The sequence below is a fragment of the Vibrio sp. MACH09 genome (genome assembly GCF_033238805.1).
GTDB lineage: Bacteria > Pseudomonadota > Gammaproteobacteria > Enterobacterales > Vibrionaceae > Vibrio.
The window spans coordinates 1,058,546-1,078,341 of the sequence record NZ_BSFZ01000002.1 but is presented as its reverse complement, the minus strand read 5'-3'; the positions used below and the strand labels follow the sequence as shown (position 1 = coordinate 1,078,341).

General features: G+C 43.9%; 15 protein-coding genes. 1 reads left to right on the top strand and 14 read right to left on the bottom strand.

Going from position 1 to position 19,796, the window contains the following annotated elements:
• Genes CHJ_RS20120 through CHJ_RS20060 form a run of 13 tightly spaced genes read right to left on the bottom strand, consistent with a single transcriptional unit; the run spans window position 1 to window position 15,307 of the window.
• Window positions 1-1,221 (bottom strand): Tad domain-containing protein, encoded by a 1,221-nt coding sequence (locus tag CHJ_RS20120; RefSeq protein WP_317918788.1) that lies wholly within the window; start codon window positions 1,219-1,221, stop codon window positions 1-3.
• The gene (gene tadF / locus CHJ_RS20115; protein ID WP_317918787.1) at window positions 1,218-1,823 is read right to left on the bottom strand and encodes a tight adherence pilus pseudopilin TadF; all 606 of its coding nucleotides are present in this window, start codon (window positions 1,821-1,823) and stop codon (window positions 1,218-1,220) included. Before tadF ends, CHJ_RS20120 begins: the two co-directional genes overlap by 4 nt.
• On the bottom strand, window positions 1,810-2,256 hold the full coding sequence (locus tag CHJ_RS20110) for a TadE/TadG family type IV pilus assembly protein (protein ID WP_317918785.1): 447 nt from the start codon (window positions 2,254-2,256) through the stop codon (window positions 1,810-1,812). The genes tadF and CHJ_RS20110 overlap by 14 nt, the downstream gene beginning before the upstream one ends.
• Entirely contained in the window at window positions 2,253-2,996 is a 744-nt protein-coding gene (locus tag CHJ_RS20105) for a tetratricopeptide repeat protein (RefSeq protein ID WP_317918784.1), read from the bottom strand. The genes CHJ_RS20110 and CHJ_RS20105 overlap by 4 nt, the downstream gene beginning before the upstream one ends.
• Window positions 2,993-3,844: a type II secretion system F family protein gene (locus tag CHJ_RS20100; protein ID WP_317918783.1), complete on the bottom strand. Its 852-nt coding sequence runs from the start codon at window positions 3,842-3,844 to the stop codon at window positions 2,993-2,995. Before CHJ_RS20100 ends, CHJ_RS20105 begins: the two co-directional genes overlap by 4 nt.
• Entirely contained in the window at window positions 3,841-4,755 is a 915-nt protein-coding gene (locus CHJ_RS20095) for a type II secretion system F family protein (protein ID WP_411861592.1), read from the bottom strand. The genes CHJ_RS20100 and CHJ_RS20095 overlap by 4 nt, the downstream gene beginning before the upstream one ends.
• Window positions 4,755-6,098, bottom strand: a complete 1,344-nt coding sequence (locus tag CHJ_RS20090) for a CpaF family protein (RefSeq protein ID WP_171753937.1) — start codon at window positions 6,096-6,098, stop codon at window positions 4,755-4,757. Before CHJ_RS20090 ends, CHJ_RS20095 begins: the two co-directional genes overlap by 1 nt.
• Complete coding sequence (locus CHJ_RS20085) at window positions 6,098-7,255, bottom strand: CpaE family protein (RefSeq protein WP_317918781.1); 1,158 nt, start codon at window positions 7,253-7,255, stop codon at window positions 6,098-6,100. Before CHJ_RS20085 ends, CHJ_RS20090 begins: the two co-directional genes overlap by 1 nt.
• Complete coding sequence (locus CHJ_RS20080; RefSeq protein WP_317918780.1) at window positions 7,252-7,875, bottom strand: CpaD family pilus assembly lipoprotein; 624 nt, start codon at window positions 7,873-7,875, stop codon at window positions 7,252-7,254. Before CHJ_RS20080 ends, CHJ_RS20085 begins: the two co-directional genes overlap by 4 nt.
• Before the next feature lie 7 nt (window positions 7,876-7,882).
• Window positions 7,883-9,280, bottom strand: a complete 1,398-nt coding sequence (locus CHJ_RS20075; RefSeq protein WP_317918779.1) for a type II and III secretion system protein family protein — start codon at window positions 9,278-9,280, stop codon at window positions 7,883-7,885.
• Window positions 9,273-10,154, bottom strand: coding sequence for a Flp pilus assembly protein CpaB (gene cpaB, locus CHJ_RS20070; RefSeq protein WP_317918778.1), 882 nt, complete (start codon window positions 10,152-10,154; stop codon window positions 9,273-9,275). Before cpaB ends, CHJ_RS20075 begins: the two co-directional genes overlap by 8 nt.
• Window positions 10,155-10,205: 51 nt before the next feature.
• Window positions 10,206-10,385, bottom strand: coding sequence for a Flp family type IVb pilin (locus tag CHJ_RS20065; RefSeq protein WP_317918776.1), 180 nt, complete (start codon window positions 10,383-10,385; stop codon window positions 10,206-10,208).
• 50 nt (window positions 10,386-10,435) lie between these two features.
• Window positions 10,436-15,307 (bottom strand): DUF1566 domain-containing protein, encoded by a 4,872-nt coding sequence (locus tag CHJ_RS20060; RefSeq protein WP_317918774.1) that lies wholly within the window; start codon window positions 15,305-15,307, stop codon window positions 10,436-10,438.
• A 163-nt stretch (window positions 15,308-15,470) separates the two neighbouring features.
• On the opposite strand from CHJ_RS20060, the gene CHJ_RS20055 reads away from it, so the two are divergent.
• A complete protein-coding gene (locus tag CHJ_RS20055) occupies window positions 15,471-17,483 on the top strand; it encodes a hypothetical protein (protein ID WP_317918773.1) in 2,013 nt (670 codons plus the stop codon).
• A gap of 53 nt (window positions 17,484-17,536) precedes the next feature.
• Here the strand turns inward: CHJ_RS20055 and CHJ_RS20050 are convergent, their stop codons facing one another.
• Window positions 17,537-19,630: a methyl-accepting chemotaxis protein gene (locus tag CHJ_RS20050; RefSeq protein ID WP_317918772.1), complete on the bottom strand. Its 2,094-nt coding sequence runs from the start codon at window positions 19,628-19,630 to the stop codon at window positions 17,537-17,539.
• Window positions 19,631-19,796: the final 166 nt, after the last annotated feature.

Genomic DNA, 19,796 nt, shown 5'->3' with positions numbered 1-19,796 from the left:
TTATTTGCCAAGCAGTAACTTGGCGGAATAATTCACGGCCAGAATTTGCGAAAAATAGTGATCGAGTTGAGTTTTATTCTGGGCACTAAACACTTTTTTAGGATCGTTTGTACACTGTTGAAACTGGGCAATTCGAGCAGCAGTTACTCCGTAACCAATGAAGTTCATCTCGATGTCATATTGATCAATTACTTTGCTGCAAAAACCAGCATTTACTAACTCATCAAATCGGTAATCGTTGTCTGCACCATCAGTAAGTAGCACCAATTTCTTCCTTACTTCTGCTGATGTATTTACCTCTACTCCCCAAGCCTGTTGCCAACTTGGTAACAACTGACGAACCCCCCATATCAATCCTTGGTAGGACGCGGTTCCACCGCTTACCGCTAAACTATTAATTTTGTTCTGCACCGTTGAATATCGATTGGTAAGAGGCAATAAAGTAGAGGTAGGGCTGCAATCCGATAACCAGTTGTCAACCAACGCGTACCGAACCGCTCGACGAGAGTGTGTAGTGGCCAAGTTATCCACCGTCAAAGACGCCGAGAAAGTATCGTTTTGGTAAGCTAAGCCATCTATACAATAAACCCCAGAAGAGACATTGCTTAACCAAGGTGGCTTAGTCGTCGAGACTCCAGACTCAAATGGAACAATAGATATTCTTACCGAACCCAGAGCATTTGCTTGTTCACTGTCATTCTCAATGGTGCGTAATGCGTCCGTTAAAATGGACTTGAGTGAACTTATATTGCCTGCCATTGACCCTGAAATATCCAGTACCAGAACCACTTCTGTTGGAATAGGTGAATGAGACTGCTCAATTCTAGCCTGTAAGTTTCCACCTGAAGCCACGACATCTGTTGTAAAACTGTCATCTGTCATCGAAGGCAAACGCGACGCCAGCGAATAGCCAATACTAATTTTGCATTTTCTATTTGTCGGTTGTGACGGTGAAATACCAAATAAGGTTGGTTGATAATAATCTTGATACGCTTGAATCATTTTGTGTTCTGCTTTGTCAGCAAATGCACACGCCAGTGATGCAGAGTCAGCGGCTTGAGCAGCTCTGTTCGATACCATTATCTGGGTAGAAACAATCAGCGTTGAGAAAGCCATTATTAAAGCCGGTGTCAAAATCGCCAAAAATGAGATAGTAATAGAACCTGTCTGCCGACTCGCGATTCGGTTTGTTCTGGGTAGCTGAGGATAAAAGGAGGTCATAGCTGTTTACCAATTAAAACTGAGGAGCTAGAGAGCTCAGTCGGCAATGAGAATATGGATTCATCTTCAAATATATCTTTCACGCAGAGTGTCAACTGAAGCAGTTTTGAATTCTGCTTTGAAATTGCGTTGTATTTCTCGCTGCCAACCACCCATAGCTGTTTATTCAATTGAACAATCGGCGTCTCTACTTCACAACCCATCCCTGAACTCACCTGTTCACGCTTCCAGCCTGGCTGTTTTGTATCGTAAAAATAGCTTTCTAAAGTAATGCCGATACTGCTCGCTTTGATATTGTCAGGCAGATACCGATCCGCAAGGGTCAACAAAGGGGCAGATAGATTGCTAGATAAATAGCTGGTGCTATTTCCCGATGAAGATGGTTTCTCAAATTCCGTTGTAGAGACCGCATTAACTAAACTGTAGGTGACGTTATCGAGCTGAATCTGTGTATAAAACAGACGAAAAACAGCGACAAAACCCCATAAGATAATCATGAAGATCAATACGATAAGTGGAAACTCAATGGCAATTGAACCTCCTTGATTCCTTGGTGAATTATTTGAAATTTTACCAATTGGCATACTGTTATTTATTGTCATAGCTAACCAATACCCGTCGATTCAACTCTGTCATATCGTCGATTGAATCTGAAAAATAGTCAGACAAGCCTGGCAATATCACCAGCTCATAATTATAGGTAATCTGATACTCAGCCAGAGTGGCATCCCTTTTGAGGACAGGCACCACGTTGGCGATATCGTTTAGAGAAACGCCATAGCCAGTTGCTGTAATAGTTAGATTATCTACATCAAGCATGGGAAATTGATCGATTTCATCGCGAAATGTCTGCTCCGCACGAAGACCCTGTGGCAATACACGCACCTCGCGAACGCCGGCATTGACCGCTGACTCAAAAATCGCACTGACCAACAAAACACGGCTAATCTCAAAGAAACCAATAAAGAGCAGCAAAAAGGGAATAAGTACCATGGCAAACTCAATACTTTGGCTGCCTTTTTGTTGGCGTATCATTTCGCTTTCTCTCTATCTACATTATCCGCAAGGGCTTGATAGTAGAGACTATTATTAGCAAATTCTGGCTGAGACAAATCGTCTCGGGCAATCACTTTTGCTGACTCGCTATCCCCCTTTAATGCATAAGCTAATGCGAGATTAAGACGCAGCTTTTCACTGGCGTCACCACGCTGGAATATTGGGTACAAAATTCGGATAGCTTGCTGTGGATTGCCATCTAGCATCCATGCAAGGGCAAGGTTGTTTCGGTATTCGATACTTGAAGGTTTATGCTCTATAGCAAGCTGGTAAGACTCTCTCGCTTTGGCGTACTGCTTGTTGAGTGAGTAACTGACCCCCAAACTGTTTAACGCCACATCATCATTGGGAATCATCTTGGCAGCAATTTCTAGGGTATTAATCGCCTCCGCAAGCTCACCAATAGCCAATTGAGCCCGTCCTAGCTCTCTCAGCATAATGCCTGATGGACGAATCTCACGACCACGCTTTAAGTAATGCATGGCCTCGTTATAACGACCTGATTGATTGGCCGCAGAGCCCATCAGTAACAGCAACTGAGCATCGCTGGGCGATGCTTTTAGCATCTCACGATAAAGGTCCATGGCACTTTCGGGGCGGCCATTTGTTAGGGCCAGCTCTGCCACTTTTAGATTTTGCTGATATTCATTCTGCACAGTGTTTGTGGACTGACAGCCAAATAGAGCCAATAGCAATAGTAGTGAACAAACACTCTTCATAAACTTCCCAACGTTTTAAACAGACTTAACATAGTAGGAGCAACCATCATTACAACAACCGGCACCATGATGAGAACAACAAGGGGTAAAGACATTTTTGCTGGAATCTTCCCTGCCCACTCTTCCAGCTCTAATAAGTGATATTGACGACTGTCTGACGCAATCAAATTGAGCGCCTGAGCAATGGGAGTACCGAACTGCAGCGCTTGATTCATGGTGGTCACTAGATTTTTGATATCTGGCAGTTGCACTCGCTCATCTAAGTTCACCAGTGCTTGTTGAGGTGAATCGAGAACGGCAATCTCAGTTGCGGTCACCAACCATTCCCGAGATAAGGCGGCAGAAATCGGGCGCATCTCTTCTCCAACACAGCGAAATACAGCTTCAAGCGTTAATCCAGAAGCCACACACACCACCATCAGATCCACCGCATCGGGAGTGACTCTACTGATCTCAGCTCTAACCTGATTCACTCTCCAGTCCAATAACCGATCAATCAAGATGCCTGAAACCATTGCCATAACAATGCATTCTGCTAGAGAGAAAGGCGTGAAAGTGTCAATATTTGAAACGTACCAAGCAAGGCCAGCTGACATCATTAACAGATAGCGAAACACAACAAATAGCGCTTCAGCATTCGGCTGTTGCCAGCCAATCAAAGTGAGCTTTCTGCGACGGGATTTATTGCCTTTAAGCTTCCAGCTACTCAACCATGATCTGTTCCGATATGAGTAGTGAGAAATAGACATCAACCGTCGGCTAACAACGTCTCTCTTAAATGAAGAGAGATTGGCGACCACAATAAGCACCATGGCTAGTGTCAATAAAGTTACCGAAAGATAGATCATAATTTGAATCTCTTATTTCGGGTCATTGCGTTGAGAGAGAGAATCCCCAGAACAATGCTGCTGCCAACATAAGTCATGACACCTTGCCCGCTGTCGGAATCAAATAAGGGGCTGACCATGGTGGGCTCCCACCACACCATTATGCTGAGCAAAGCAATAGGCAGAATGGATAGGAACATCGCGGTCATTCTCGGTTCTGAAGTAAGGCTTTTTACTTTTTTGCGCATGGCGCGATTGTCGTGCATGGTTCGGCTTAAACTGTGAAGAATTTCTCGCAACTGACCACCGTTAGCCTGATTTAAGATCAGAGCGACGGAGAAATAACGAAAACTGCTATACGGTAGGCGAATACAAGCGTCATCAAGTGCAACGCGTAGGCTTAAACCGAGCGCTAAATTATCTCTTATCCGGCTGAATTCTCTTCCTAACACCCCCGGCTGTGTTTGCGCCACTTGATCTATCGCTTGTGGAATAGACAATCCAGCAGACACCGCACGCGACACTAGGCCGAGTACGTGAACTATGCCTGTTTCAAACTCCTCAATCTGCAAGCGCCTTCGATAAGTCGCTAGAGCAAAAACGGATAGCAGCCACAATGAAACTGAACCTGCGAGCTGAAACTCAACAGCAATGTCAGCAAATGAAAAATACCCCCCCACAGGTAGAGCGATAGCGAGTAAGGCGATGAACACTCTATCCGATGAGGTAAGTAAGCCGTCTATGCGAATAAGTAGTGCATATTTTCTATTGCCTTGAAACGGTATTATTTTCTTGATAGAAGCTTCAGCAGTGCGCGTTTTCTGCCCACATGACAGTTCAACTAGACGTTTTCTGACCTTACTGCGCTTCGAATGGATTTTTAAGATAAAAATTGAAGCCATCATCATCAATGAGAATAGGAAAAAGTAGATCATCTCTCCAGCTCCATGACTTGACGCAACTGAGAGTCCAACTGGAAATGGCGACATTTCTCAATGAACGACGGCATACATTTAGCACTCTCATGCACCCCAACGAGATCACCTTGAATGTCTTCGCCTGTGGACTTAAAAGCGAACAGATCTTGTGTTACGTACTGTTCACCTTCCAGTCCGATCACTTCAGTTATAGAGATGATTCTTCGTTTACCATCACGCATTCTGTCTACTTGAACAACCACATCAATGGTGTCAGAGATCTGGCGGCGCAAAGCAAACAGCGGCAAAGTTGCTTGGCTCATCATCAGCATGTTTTCCATACGAACCAATGCGTCAGAAGCTGAGTTGGCGTGCAGAGTACACAATGAACCATCATGTCCGGTGTTCATTGCCTGCATCATTTCAAAAGCTTCATCTCCGCGAATTTCGCCTAAAATGATTCGGTCTGGACGCATACGGAGGGCATTTTTCACTAACTCACGCTGACTTACCTGAGCTAAGCCTTCTGCATTGGCTGGGCGGGTTTCAGCACGAACAACATGAGGCTGTTGGAGTCGCAGTTCAGCGGTATCTTCAATGGTAATGATGCGTTCTTGAGGAGAAATGCTGAAAGACATTGCATTTAACAGCGTTGTTTTACCCGCACCTGTACCACCAGATATAAGTACGTTAAGCCTAGAGCGAACGATAATATCAATCAGCTTGACCATTGATTTTGACAGAGTGCCAAATTGCTCTAGCTGACTTAGGGTTAACTTGTCTTCGCTGAACTTTCGGATAGAGATATAAGTCCCGTCCAGTGCCAAAGGAGGAATCATGATATTGACACGACTACCATCTTCGAGTCTGGCGTCCACAAGCGGGGTTGACTCGTCAATTCGACGTCCTACTTTACTGACGATTCGTCGAGCAAGGTTCAGCAACTGCTCTTCGCTTCTAAATTGAACCGCTGTTTTTTGCAACTTTCCAGATCGTTCTACATAGACTTCCTTATGACCATTGACCATGATGTCGGATATCCCAACATCATCAATTAAAGGTTGCAGTGGCCCGAGACCTAAGAACTCATTCAGTAATTTATCGACAACTACCCCTACCTCTCTATGGCCAAGAGGTAACTGTTTACTGCTTACAATATCCGTCACCAAACCTGAAATGCGAGATTCCAGCTCTTTAGCACTTAAGGTAACGACAACTGACGGCTCAATAGCTTGGAGCACCTCCGTATGAATAAGGTAGTAATACTCAATCATGCTCGGATTCGCGTCTTCCGCTTGCTTTATCAAGGATTGATGCGGAATACGAGATGTTTCGATTTTTCTATTGCTTCCAAACATTACGCCCCCCTTTTCCAAAAGCGGCGACGCGTTGGATTAGCTTGTCCTGTAATTTTCTCCAGTAATAGCTGAAAGGCTGCTTTTACTTTTTTATTACCTACGTAAGCAGGCTGACCAAGTGCTGATTTTTCGATGAAATGATTGGGTGCAAACGGGATAACAACATCAATGGAGACGCCCAACGCTTTCTTTGCATCATTAACGGAGATAAGCGAGGCGGTGTTCGACTTCGTATGATTTAGCACCATTATATTTTGTAAATTAGATTCGGCTTGGAGTTGCTTCAGTATCTGGTTGGCATTGCGAAGTGAACCTAACGTTGCATCAACCACAATAATTCGTAAATCGGCGGTTCTCAAAGCTTGAAGACCAACTTGATCGCGCAGTGAGTAGGTTGGGATATCCATAACAACATACTCAGAGCTTTGTAAACAGAATCGATTGAACTGCTCTAAGGCACTTTTTTCAGGCCAGAACGGAGCACCGTCTAGCGGAAGGTAACCGGTAAACAGAGTGTGCGTTTTAGAGACTTCCACGCCACTGCGCTCAAATAAAATCGGTTCCAGTCGCTCTGGATACTGCAGTAACTCAACCAGTGCGGTATTGCTCTCAACATTTAGCAGTAAATCTAAATCTCCCATCGCGAAGTCGAGGTCAACGCTGGTAACGGTTTGGTTTTGTCTGGCAAGTAGCTGCGCCAATGTCGCTGCAATTGTTGTGCTACCAAGGCCTCCCTTCGCGCTAACAACAGAGATAATCTTGCCTTTTTGAACATCATTACTCTTTTCTGCAACAAGAGAGATTCGTTGTAGCATTTCGAGACCGACAGGATGCACAAGGTAGTCGCTCGCCCCGGCTGACAGCATATTTCTGTAAGTGGCGATCTCTTCAGACTGACCTATTGCAAACACTTTACTGCTAGTACGGGTAACAATACTTTGAATGAGTTTTTGCGCTTCAACTATTTCAACCGTCATCACATCTAAGAAAAGAGTTGTGATGTTTTTTCTCAGTACTTGGCGAATGATATCGTCTTCATTAAGAGAACAGACGGTTACATCAACGATGCCGAACTCAGCCAATGTGCGGGTGAATGAAAACGAATCAAGTTGTTCTGAGGCTGCGATTAAAACGGTTACGTCACTAACATGTTTCATTGAGCCGCTCCTGTTGTTCCATTAGTGTTGTTTTGATTGCTTTGCTGAGTTGAAACCGATGGCGATAAATAGCCATCAATAGTCGACACCGCTTTTTCACCTTCGGTGTTTCCCAAAGATTGCCCAACAATGAGATCTTTTGGATTTGCCACCATTTGTGCTAATGCGCTGGCGTTAGCACAACCAAAGTTATTCTGGCTCTTGTAACTCGACATAACACTTTTAGCGGCTTTTCCGGCATGACATTTGGGCACTTTTGCACGATAAGATTCGACAAAAACAGCGATGTCACCAGACCCTTTCACCTCGCTATTTAGCATGGTGATTTGTGATGGATAAAGGCCATTAGCTAGCAGCTGTTTTTTCACTTTATTAAGTTGCTTTTTCCCTTTAGGCGTATAACTTTCCAGCTTTACCATCAAATTTGACGGTAAGCCCTTTCGCTCAATAAATTGGGCGATATCAAGTTGCTCCGCCTTCGTTAAAGAGGAGCCAGACAGATTGATGGTTAAGGTATTCGTCACTGCAACCACATCTATCGATGGTTCACGTGTAACTGGAGTTGGCGCGCAGCCCACAACCACCAAAAATAGCGGCAGTAATAATGTAGTTTGTTTCATGCTTGCCTCAGTAATAGAATCCGTTGTCACCCAACAGACGAGGTTTTTGATTGTCTGTATAACTGGCTTTGTTTTGCGATGTAGTTACCTGTTTTCGAGGCCATGCCAATAAGCGCTCTAAGTCGCTTAACGGAACTAAACCATCGGTAGGAAGTGGCAAGGAGTCAGCTCGTGTTGGCTGAACCAGATACGCGGTAACAATAATGACAAGTTCGGTCTCTCGACGAGTAAACTCTGTAGAGCGAAAGAGTGAACCAAGAATAGGCACCTCACCAATAAACGGGACTTTCTGTAGCTGCTCAATTTCTTCTGTTTTTAGCAAACCACCAAGAGCAAAACTCTGACCACTGGCTAATTCAATGGTGGTCGACGCACGTCTGGTTACAAATGAGGGATAGGTGTTTTCACCTAAAGTGGTTTGCCCATCAATCGAGGTGTTACTTACTTCAGGAGCTACTTTTAAACTGATCTTATTTGAGCTCAGAACCGTAGGCGTGAAATCCAACTTAACGCCAAATGGCTTATATTCGATCTGTGCGGTATCGGCAAATACCAGAGGTAACGGAATTTCTCCACCGACAAGAAAGCTCGCTTCTTCCCCTGACACTGCCGTTAAGTTAGGTTCTGCGAGGACAGTCATCATACCGTTAGTGGCTAATGCATCGATCAACGCCGAAATAGTTGGTTTATTCCAACTGCTCACATTTGGCAGTTTGGAGAACGAGAACTGACCAATACCGTCTGCAATGGAGCCCCATTTGATGCCGAGTTTATTGGAGACATTTTTGGAAACTTCAGCAATCTTTACCCGGATATTAACTTGGGTTGGCATGGTAACAACCAAATGATTCACCAGCTCATCTTCCGGGGTGGTTGGTGAAGATGATGTCGATGATGATGTGTTCGATGAACTTTGTCCGTCTGACGAATTGGATTTCGATTCGCTGCTACTTACTTCGACCACTGGCGACAGATACCCTTTCGCTAACGCAACAATTTGATGCGCCATAATTGGAGAAGGAACCTGACCTTTTAACCATAACTTGCCACCAAGGGATTCAGATGTCACCGATGCTTCAGGAAACTTACTCTTCACCAGACGATTAAACTCACGGCTATTGTGAGTAACTCGAACCTGATTGGTGTAGATAACGCGCTCATTTTCGTTTAACACGGTGATGGTTGCACTGCCTGCTCTCTTACCAAATACCATTATTTTGGTGTTGGTTAATGTTTGGTAGTCAGCAATATGAGTACTAGAAATAAAAATGGACTTTGCTTTTTCAGGCAAGGAGATCATCTTTGCTTCATTGATGGTGACATTTAACACTGCCGCCGAGGAAACAAATGAAATCAATAGGCTTGAGAGTAAAATAACACTCGACAAAAAACGTGAATTAGTCATTATCATCTTCTCCCGTTTTATTGTTTACCTGTTTTTTATCTGCTCTAAACTCCACCAAACCAACGTCAGGTAGCACTTGTGCATTATCTGGAGAAATGGTGTTCACCGTTGCTGTTTTAACCAGTTGCTCAGCCATGCCTTCAACATCAGATTGGCTTTGACTACGGAGCGCTAACGTCAACTTGCCAAGCTGCTTTGCCAGTACAATCTGGTTTGCTTGCTCAGGTGTGACTTGTAAAGAGACGGTGCTGTTATCAGGAATTCCCGCTTCACTATAAGAGTCTCTGGCTTGCTGAAATGATTCTGCAGACAAGGTGTGGTTGAACGCCAACACTCTGACACCGCTAACAATAGTAGAGACGTATAAGCCCTGTGATGAGTTGCCATAACGTTGCAGCTCGCCATCTTTTGATGCCAACAAGAGAATATCGACACTATCACCAGGCTGAATAAAGCCAGAGTTAGCGGTAACTTGATCAACAGGTACTGAGATCGCTCTAAAACCTGCTTGCAACTTTAGCGACAGAGAATAGCCGCCCTTTGGCTCCACAATATCTGCTAATGAAAGCACCTGCCCCTTGGTGAATTTTGTACGAGCAATTCCCGATACCAAGCTCACTGACTTTATATCTTCAGGTGTAACATAGTCGATGTAGTCCACCAGTTCGCTGTTAGGAAGCTCCTTCCAACGAAACATATTTGGGCTGTATGACTGACCCACCTGAATAGTTTGCGTAGAGATAAGTACTTTACTATTGAGCTCAGCAGCTGGTTGGACGCTGCTGGCGGTTGCCTTATTATCTTGTGTCAGTAGCACGAATAACGCGACCACTGACATCAATAAGGACAGCAACATAAGTCGCTTTGCCGTCATGATTATTCCTTTAAATACTTTAGACTTGTTGGTAGTTCAATGAATGACGCATTAATCAGACTGCTGAGCCGATTGAAGCTTTTTAATGACAACCTCATAGGTGCCATTGATCGCTGTGGTTAACTTTCCATCTTTTCCGCCGACAAAATAGAGCAACACAACTGACATGGCAGCGGCTAATATTGCGTATTCAATGGCAGCGGCACCGCGCTGTTTCTTCTTATTAAACATGGGATAAACTCCTGGGTATAAAACAGCCCCTCCCGAGGCTGGTGTAGTAATTAGTCTGCGACGAAACGATACAAATACGCTGAACCATAACTCGCTGTAGTGACGTTCGTTTCGCTCATGGTTTCCATATCCAGCGCAATTGGGCGGTCGTAAAGCCCTTTGTCACTGGTTATGTATGAGTCGTAACTGCCACCGGTGGCGTTATTAAATTTGAATACATCATTGTTGAGTGGAATTAAGCCATAAAGCTCTGACTTAGAAGGGAATCGCCAACTGCTTTTTCCGCAAACACTGTTGCTGTTTTGGCTGCTTAGCAACGGTTGTACATCGACGTATTTTTTAAATCGACTGCTGTCTGCCACAGAGAACAGTTGCCAAGTAAGACCGCTGTTCTTATCGCGAGCACACATCGCTGTAGTTCGATCTGTCACTACGGTTCCACTTGTGTCGAGTAGCTCGTAACTGCTAGATTCCTCTCTTACCAGACGAGCCAATACAACACTATTTTCCGAGCCATCAGTCGCCATACGAGTTGTTGTTTGGCTGTTTTGCTGGCTGTCATAGCTGAGAGCATATTGCTGACTTTGATCGCTAGCATTGGTCCAGTAATAGAAGCGAACGCCGCCAGACCATGAGGATTTGTCATATTCAGGCAGTAATGCCAGATGATTGGGGAAAAAGTCTGTGTCTAAAGTGACTTTAGAGCTTGAACCTTCAACCGCCTTAGTTTTGATAGATAGCAGCTGCGCGATATGCGGCACTGTCCAATCTGCAAAACCGCAAAGCTTGTCAGTATTGGTGCTTGCTAAGTACTCACCTGATCCCAACACACTGGCTATTCCAGCCGATGAGGCATCGTAGGCAACATCATCTTTACCGTTTGGTTTACCTTCTTTAAGTAACATCCAAACTCTTCGCTTGCCCACTTCATTGATATCTTCAACACAGCGCCAACCTTGCTGAAAAGTCGCACTGCTAGGTAGGTAATGACCAAGCTCATCAAGTTTTGCGAATCGATTACCCACAAGCGAATCTGACTTAGAGACGGTGAAACCGCTGTCGCTTGCGCGTTTTAAACCATCTGTAGCAACGGTTTTAGATTGTTCTAAATCGTGAATTGCTGCTGTTATGTTCAACTCACTAATCAAGTTTTGATAGAGCGCAATTAGGGAGCTGAAGCCAGAATCCAAACTATTGGCTGACGCATTCAGTGTTTCAATAAAGCCATGTATCTGAGCATATTGAGTCTCTACATCGAAAATAGCGTTATAGAGATTGAGCGTTGCTTGATGTATTTCCGCAGCCAGTGACGCAGAACTAAGTTCCGATGTCGCGACTGTTAATGCTTGGGATTTAATCTGCACTGTCGCCATTTTCTGGGCAAACTTTGCCCCTTCAATCAGCGAGTTGAGCCCTGCTATGTTCTGCTGCAACTTGATAACTTGCTGTTTGTAGCTTGCTACGTCACTAACAAATTTTTGGCTTTGAGCATCTAGACGGTTTCCCGCCATATAGGCCTGAAAATCAAACTCTTTAAGCTTGTTCGTCACCGCTGTCTGCTCATCTAACCAAGGTTGTGACAAAGCATCTAGTTGGCTAATTTTTGCTTGAGCTTCCGCTTCAAGAACGGTGTAGCTCTTGCTTTTATTCTGGTTATCCGACAGCCATGTTGTTAGGAACGATTCTGCATTACTGATAACTGCATTTTGAGTAGATAGCTCAGCAGTGATTGCCCCATTAGCCGAGTAAATAGCAGCAACGAGATCCGCAGTCGGAGCAAGACGCCACTTGGGATAAGCGTATTTGGTTGACCACTGGCTTGGCGTCACTTCAACACCCTTTGTGACCGTAACGGCGACACCGTTTTTATCCGCCCAAATGTTTGATCTGTTATCAGACATAAGAGATGAAGCTAGCTTGGAAGGTAATGAACCGGCATCTCGTGATGATAAAGTGATCACTTCCGCTATTTTCGGCAATGTCCAACCAGTTATTCCACAAGCATCGGCAGCTGAAACTTTCGCAAATATGGTATCAGCGTCACCGGAAATGGAGCTCGCCCAGAAAGTAGGTTCGCCACGGCCCTGAGCATCATATTCAGCGATACAGTTCATGTCATAGGTGTTCCATGAATCATCATAGCTAAATCCTGCCACCGACGTTTTGCTCTTCATTGGCACATATTGCTGAGCAACAAATCGACTTGTGGACGCCGTTGCCCATAACACATTACTACTAGTATTTGGCTGACCCGAAATGGCATTCTCTTTTACACGAATACCAACTGCGGATTTGTCGTAAGCTTCGCTACCAATATATTGAGGTCTAGAGACAACCGGTAGCCAAGTCAAACCTTGATCACGAGTAAACTCATAATATTCAGGCTGATTGAATGCCACTGACTTACCATTAACTTGGGTGGTTAAATAGTCCCACTTAAATCCATTACTTTGCACCGGATTGTAACCGTCGAATGTATTAACAATGACCGCATTGGTCGGTGCAGGCAGCTTAGGGGTTTGAGTAAAGGCGGTGGTATTGCTGGCTGTAGCACCCGTTGGCATTCCGTTTACAGGATTCGACGCAACTCTTAATTGAATGTGACCAATCTCTTTATCAATATCACCAATCACAATAGGTTTATTCACAACTTGGTCCCATACAGCACCTGAGTTAAGTGATACCTCATACCGATCCGCTCGATCAAAGCCACTGACAAATGTCCAATCCAATGTGTTGGCATCGTCGTCCGTTACAAGATTTGTAGGAGCAGAAGGTGCGGACGGCCTTTTCGTTAACGCGGTTCTATTACTGGCGATTAAACCGGCAGGACGACCATTGATAGGGTTTGCTTTTACCCGAATTTGCACACTTCCAATAGGGTAAGCTTGATCACTGAGTTGGTAAGGAATGGCATTGACTGTCATCCAACCTGAGCCTAACGGATTTATTTCATAATCACTTTCATCGCTGTACTCAGCTAACAGCGTCCAGCTTAATGTGTCTAGCGCGTCATTGACGACTAAATTAGTTGCAGCTGCCGGTTGTGAAGGTGTGACAGAATAAGCTTTATCTGAACAAAGTGGTTCCCCTGCTTCATGCTGAGGGCTCGTGTTGGATTTAACTCGAACGCAGACTTTGCCAATTGGATAATCAAGATCCAAGATAGATTGCGGGTTTGCTGTAACCGAATTAAATGTTAAGCCGCTGTCTACCGAGTATTCATACAAAGTCGCATTTAAATAGCCAGGGACATAGCTCCAAGCAAAAGTATTGTTCGCATCATCAATAATGGCGGATGTTGGTGCTGCAGGCTGATTAATGGATTGGGTAAAATCCGTACTGATGGTCAATGCGCTGCCTACAGGCCTTGCATCTGAAGCGTTGCTTTTTACGCGAACTTTGATAGTACCAGCGGCAATAAATTTATTACCAACGTTATACGGAATAGCCGTGACATCTTGCCATGTTGAGCCAAGGTAAATCTCATAGTCGGTTGGTAATGTATAACCAGAGGCCCAATGCCAATTAATAAGATTAGTCGTATCATTAACAAAGTCTAAAACAGGCGCATCTGGCGTAGCAGGCGTTACTGTCATTTCATCGGTTGAACGAGCCACTAATCCGTGAGGACGTCCAGTTGAAGCCTCTTCTGCAACTCTAACCAACAACGAACCTGCCGCAATGTCGATGTCGGCAATGGTTTGAGGATTATGAGTTGCCACCAACCAAGTTTGACCATTATCTAAGGAGTACTGGTAATCCGTTGCGTCACTAAAGCTACCGACAATACTCCAATCAAATGTGTTTAAAGCGTTGTTAACATTCACCTGACTTGGTGCCGCTGGCACGCTGGTTAACGAGAAAGCTTCTGTGGACTTTAATGCCGCACCTGCGGGGGTATCATTTTGTAGTGAAGCGGCAATACGAACTTGTACTGAGCCAACGGGTATAGCTTGGCTGCCTACAGAGACGGGTTTAATCGTTACTGGATTCCAAGATAAGCCGTTATCGGTAGAGTATTGGTAAAATTTAGTATCGCTAAATCCAAGCACCCAATCCCAGTCAAAAGTATCTGCTGAGTCATTAACCTGACCATTTTTTGGTGCTAACGGGCGAGCCACAATGGTATCGCCTTTGATCTCTTCAGGAGTAATGGCTAATTGGTCTTGATATTGGTTGCCCAGTTGTTCAAGCGCTTGGTCGGTATTTTGTAAACCATGAGAAAGACGATCCGTTTCTTGCTTTAGTGCCGCAACATCAAGTTGCGCCAGTTTATATTTTGAACCTTTACGGGCATTTTCTTGGCTTACCCCTAAGTTGATCGACTCCTCTTGCGCACTTTGCAATACTCGAGTCACTCCTCGCGCAAGCATATGCACTTCCTTGCTTTCCGCCGTATCTAATGCGGCATAGTCGGCATCAAGTAAATCAGAATCGACACCAATTTCTAACGCTACCGCTTGTTTGGCTTCACTAAAACTGATGTTGCTACTGTTGGACACACTTGCAATGACAGCGGTTAACGGACTGATTACATTAGGAACTGACGCAGGAACTTCAAAGGTAAACGCAGATTGAACGGTTTGATTAGGGGTATCCATATCAATAGTTAGCCCCGGAATAGCTTCGACCAACAAACTATACCCGCTGGTATTGCCTTCAATGCTCAGTTGATATTTCCCTTGAGCATCCGTCAAGACAGTTTCACCATCCCCAGAGTCACAAATAGCATTGCCATTTTTGTCCAAACAGATCTTCGCTTTATACAAATATCCATCAAGTACTACTCCCGACAACTGGTTAGCACTTGAGCCTTTAGCAGGAGTACTTAACTTAGAATCAGACTCTGCTCCTCCACATGCAATTAGTGCTGTCGAAACGGCTAAAACACCTATCCATTTGTATTGATTTTTCGCCACTAGTTACTCCAAAAAAAAGTTAACTCATCATTGATAAGGCGCCAAATACTAATCTAAACGATAATTATTATCAATATCATTTGATCTTTTATTTGGTAAAGTGTTTTAATGGAAGAATTAAATGCTATCAATCTGGATATTGAACAATATTATTGGTTATAAAATGCAAACAAATTTTTTACTGTCTAAGTTGGCACTGTCAATTACTAGTGCTTTAGTTGTTTCCGGTTGTGGTTCTGACGAGTCAAGTTCACCCACTCATTCGACCTATGCATATCAAAACTCAACGGTATGTGCAGACACTGATTTGAGTGGTAGCTGTAGTGATTATGAGAGTCAATTATTATCAACATCGGGCTACTCAAAAATGGTCAATTATGGAGGAGCAGTACTCACCGCTTCAGAAGCGATGACTATCGTTACCCCTTTCACAACACTCATCCACAGTGAAATGTTGTTTAACCCAAGCGTTGGCAACAATGTAGAAAGCGCAAAAGCGTCGCTACAAACAAAACTGGGAGAAAAAGCGGGCATCGATTTCAGTACTTTAGATACATCGCATGGTCCAAAGGCTCAATCAGATATCGTGTTGAAATCACTTAAGAAAGCGCAAAATGACGGTAAACAATCAGTCTATGCCAATATCTCACATGCCCTCGATCTGATGATTGCAAATGAAACATTTGATCTTACTAACATTAACGTGGCCGGAACGCCTTCTCGTCATATGGATCTCGATGGTTCCGTGGTTGTTCATGGGTCACAGTCGCTGCCCGACTTAAATGGAGCCAAATCCACAGAGATTAATCCTGCTAACGGACAGCTAGTACTGATTACCAGCTCTGATGAGGTAAAACAGATTGATACCATGGCTCGCAATCAAAATATCGCGGTACAAGCACACGCTTCATTAGCGCTAAAGTATGACGATGATGACGACGACGATGATGATGATGACCACTACACAGGAGGAACCGTTGGTAACTTACCCGGCTATCAAAATGGTCAATCAAATCAAATTATTCAGCTTGTACCCGCTTTAAACAGTGTTCAAGCCTATAAGGTTTACCAGCCAACCAGCGCGGTAGCAAAACAGGCAAGTGATGTTTGTACAGTTCAAGGCAGTAACGGCATATTTTTAACCAGTATCGCCGAACCACTTAAAGCTCAAACGAGTGCAAGCCAGAGTGTTACTGCTTTTGCTATTGATACCTATGCAGGAGCAAGTGGTGTGGTTATCCCCACTCCTACTCCCGCTAAACCTACTGTGCCAACATCCAGTTCAGCCTGTTTTAACGACAATTTTGAAACCCTATATCCGCTCTACCAACAAAAATCTCTGCTCGCGGTAAAGGCCACCAGCAGCTATGGCAACAAAGAGTTAAAATTGCTAGACAGTACCGATTTGTCGATGAAAGCAGTGAGCTATTCGTTAAAAACGGCCTCATCGAGCATCATCACGTCATTTGATGAGACAGAAGTGTTGATCCTTGATACCTCGTCAGGCTCCGGCACAAAATTTATGCCTGAAATTATTGACTCCAGAACTCTATTGAACAAAACCACCCTTGATAAGCCGAATGTGGTTGCGGGCACTTTCGTGGCTGAAAATCAGCTGCTGCTAGGGTTGAATACTAATGTCATTCAATGGGTCACGAAGGCGATTGATCCAACGACTATAAGTGATTTATCGCTAGATGCCGCCATTAAACTTATGGCCACATCACCGGACGGTAAAGTGAGTGCCATTTCCACCACATCGTCGCTCTATGTGGTTGATAACGTTAAGCGAAAACTGATTAAGCAGTTTGCACTTTCTGGCTCAGCCGTGGATAAGCTATTTGTACTGGAAGACAAGGTGCTCACTCTCTCTGCCGCGAAATTGGATTACTATCAATTCAAAAATATAGAGGGCCCGACCTTAAAACTCGCCGGACAACTGGTTACCAAAGAGCTTTTAAAACAGTGGGAAACTCAAGGAAATTCAAACTGGGACTCAACAAATTTAGGCTATGTACTTGATCAGGTTGGCATTGATGCATCGATTGCTGACAGTTTCAATAACATAAGCCTGAGATTTAGACCAACGAATTCAGTAAATGCCAACGCAATACAGGGCGTTGATATTAGCGGGTTGGAACGTGGACAATGGGTTTCTTTGTATAAATCGCTGTAGTCTTTGATAAGCCGATATCAACGAAAAGATATCGGCTTAATTCTATTCGGTTATCACACTTTAAATACCGACACCGACTTAGATAGTGAGCCCGACAGTTGAGTGAGCATTTCACTCCATGACTCTGTCTGTTCACTCTCTTTTGCTATGTGAGTTGCCGTTTGACTCACATTATTGACACCTTCACTCACCTCTTTAGCAACGGCGTTCTGCTGTTGAGCCGCCGTAGCAACTTGCATATTTAACCCTGTAATCGTATCAACACTTTGGTGAATCGAATCAAGAGCAGCGGTTACTTCATCAACTTGTTCTTTATTGAGCTGCACTTTTTCCAGACTCATATGCATGGCATTAGCGGCTTTATTGGATTCTGTTTGTAACGTCTCTAAAATCGAACCAATTTGACCGGTTGATTCTTGCGTTCTTTGAGCTAACGAGCGCACTTCATCAGCAACAACCGCAAAACCTCTTCCTTGTTCACCAGCCCGCGCCGCTTCAATAGCAGCATTGAGTGCTAATAAATTGGTCTGTTCCGCAATACCTTGAATAACACTAATAACACCAAATACCTGCTTACTGTTTTCACTTAATTCACTCACAATCTGGTTTGTACTAGAGACTTCCATCGACAACTGATCAGTCACATCGTTAAGCTGTCCCATCGTGCCAATACTCGATTTGATCGCTTTAATGCTTTTTTCTGCCGATGAGGATGAATTGCTGGCGATCTCTGCTAACTCCTCAGAAGTACTTGCCATCTCTTCCGAGGCCGCAGCCAACAGTTGCAAGCTGGTTTGTTGCTCATCCAACCGTTGTCTATTTTCTATCGCTCCACTTGATATCGCATTTGAGGTTTCTAATAACTGATTAGATGACATAGCAACGTCTTTTATTACAGGTTGAGTCTTATTTAGAAACTCATTACAGGCATTAATTAACAGTCTAGTCTCATCATTGGTTTTTGGATCAGTTCTTACAGATAAGTCACCTTTCGCGACCTTGGACAACAGTTCGACGGCCTGATGAATAGGTTTAACAATTTTTCCTGCTAATAAATAGGTCAAGGTAACGCACAATAGAGTGACAATTAATGCCACAATTATCTGCTCTGTGCGAGCAGAGTCATTCTCCGCAATAATACTTGCTTCTAGCTGCTCAATATCGCGATATACCACAGCTTCTGATATTTGATACACAATCGACCAATTAATCCCAAGCTGCTCTATTTTTATCGGCGATGATGCCGTGATCACGCCATCGGCAATGGAGATATTGGTCTCACCACGGTTTAGTTGAGACAGTATGGATTGGTCATCTTCACTATCGCCTACTTCTTTCTGTTCGCTACCACCCAAAACAAAACCGGTTTCGGTTAGAATGGTAATAATACCGCTTCCATCAAACAACTCTCCAGCCACTTTTTTAGCAACCTTATCGAGAAAGCGCATGTCCATATCAATACCAACAACACCGTAAAACTTATCCTCTATCATTATCGGAGAGGAAATAGACGAGACCAATTGACCGCCATTATCATGATTTTTATACGGTTTTAAGAAGCAAGCAGTGCCTCTCTCTTGAGGGCATAAATAATACTCACCAATGCGACTGCCTGATGAAGAAGACGTTTCATCATCAAAATTGTCTAACGCGGTCACCGCCACGTCACCAGCTTGGTAATGCCAATAAGGAGCAAATCGTCCCGCTTTGTTATGACCGGGTTGATGTCTGAAAATTTTGTCTGCACCACCTAACATATTTGGTTGCCATACAGAGTAAAGCGCAATGTAACTGCTGTCTGACTTTAAGCTCTGCACTAACATATTATTTAGCAATTGTCGGATTTCCATCGGCCCAATGCCACCAACAGACTGCTCTTGTTTTATCGATTCAAAGCTCAATGTCAACGAATCTAAATAGTTTTGTGCCGATTTAAGTTCATTGCTTACCATGCCTGCAACACGCTTTGCGTCTGACTTCACGCTTGCTTCAGTAAGAGAAACAACTAGCTTCTCGGAACTCTTCGTCGTGAGCTCTAGTGTTCTCTCAGAACTAAACAATGAAGTCATCACTAAAACGATAGAAATCACCATAGAGCACAAAAAAATATATAAACCGATGCGCCCTTGAATCGTATTGAATTTCATTATTGCCTCCTATTCCAGCGCCAAATACTTTAGCAAGCATATATAAATCAAACTGTGATAAAGAGCCCAACAACCAAAACCGGTTTTGGTTGTTGGGTAACTTAAATAAATACATTTTCACCTGACAATATCAGAAGTAACTAGGCTCTATATGGGCATCTTTTGT

What these genes read in the sequence shown, in the direction of transcription:
- CHJ_RS20105 (WP_317918784.1), bottom strand. Translation starts at nt 2,996, where the DNA reads ATGAAGAGTGTTTGTTCACTACTATTGCTATTGGCTCTATTTGGCTGT.
- tadF (WP_317918787.1), bottom strand. Translation starts at nt 1,823, where the DNA reads ATGACAATAAATAACAGTATGCCAATTGGTAAAATTTCAAATAATTCA.
- CHJ_RS20075 (WP_317918779.1), bottom strand. Translation starts at nt 9,280, where the DNA reads ATGACTAATTCACGTTTTTTGTCGAGTGTTATTTTACTCTCAAGCCTA.
- CHJ_RS20055 (WP_317918773.1), top strand. Translation starts at nt 15,471, where the DNA reads ATGCAAACAAATTTTTTACTGTCTAAGTTGGCACTGTCAATTACTAGT.
- CHJ_RS20110 (WP_317918785.1), bottom strand. Translation starts at nt 2,256, where the DNA reads ATGATACGCCAACAAAAAGGCAGCCAAAGTATTGAGTTTGCCATGGTA.
- CHJ_RS20065 (WP_317918776.1), bottom strand. Translation starts at nt 10,385, where the DNA reads ATGTTTAATAAGAAGAAACAGCGCGGTGCCGCTGCCATTGAATACGCA.
- CHJ_RS20120 (WP_317918788.1), bottom strand. Translation starts at nt 1,221, where the DNA reads ATGACCTCCTTTTATCCTCAGCTACCCAGAACAAACCGAATCGCGAGT.
- cpaB (WP_317918778.1), bottom strand. Translation starts at nt 10,154, where the DNA reads ATGACGGCAAAGCGACTTATGTTGCTGTCCTTATTGATGTCAGTGGTC.
- CHJ_RS20080 (WP_317918780.1), bottom strand. Translation starts at nt 7,875, where the DNA reads ATGAAACAAACTACATTATTACTGCCGCTATTTTTGGTGGTTGTGGGC.
- CHJ_RS20090 (WP_171753937.1), bottom strand. Translation starts at nt 6,098, where the DNA reads ATGTTTGGAAGCAATAGAAAAATCGAAACATCTCGTATTCCGCATCAA.
- CHJ_RS20100 (WP_317918783.1), bottom strand. Translation starts at nt 3,844, where the DNA reads ATGATCTATCTTTCGGTAACTTTATTGACACTAGCCATGGTGCTTATT.
- CHJ_RS20085 (WP_317918781.1), bottom strand. Translation starts at nt 7,255, where the DNA reads ATGAAACATGTTAGTGACGTAACCGTTTTAATCGCAGCCTCAGAACAA.
- CHJ_RS20050 (WP_317918772.1), bottom strand. Translation starts at nt 19,630, where the DNA reads ATGAAATTCAATACGATTCAAGGGCGCATCGGTTTATATATTTTTTTG.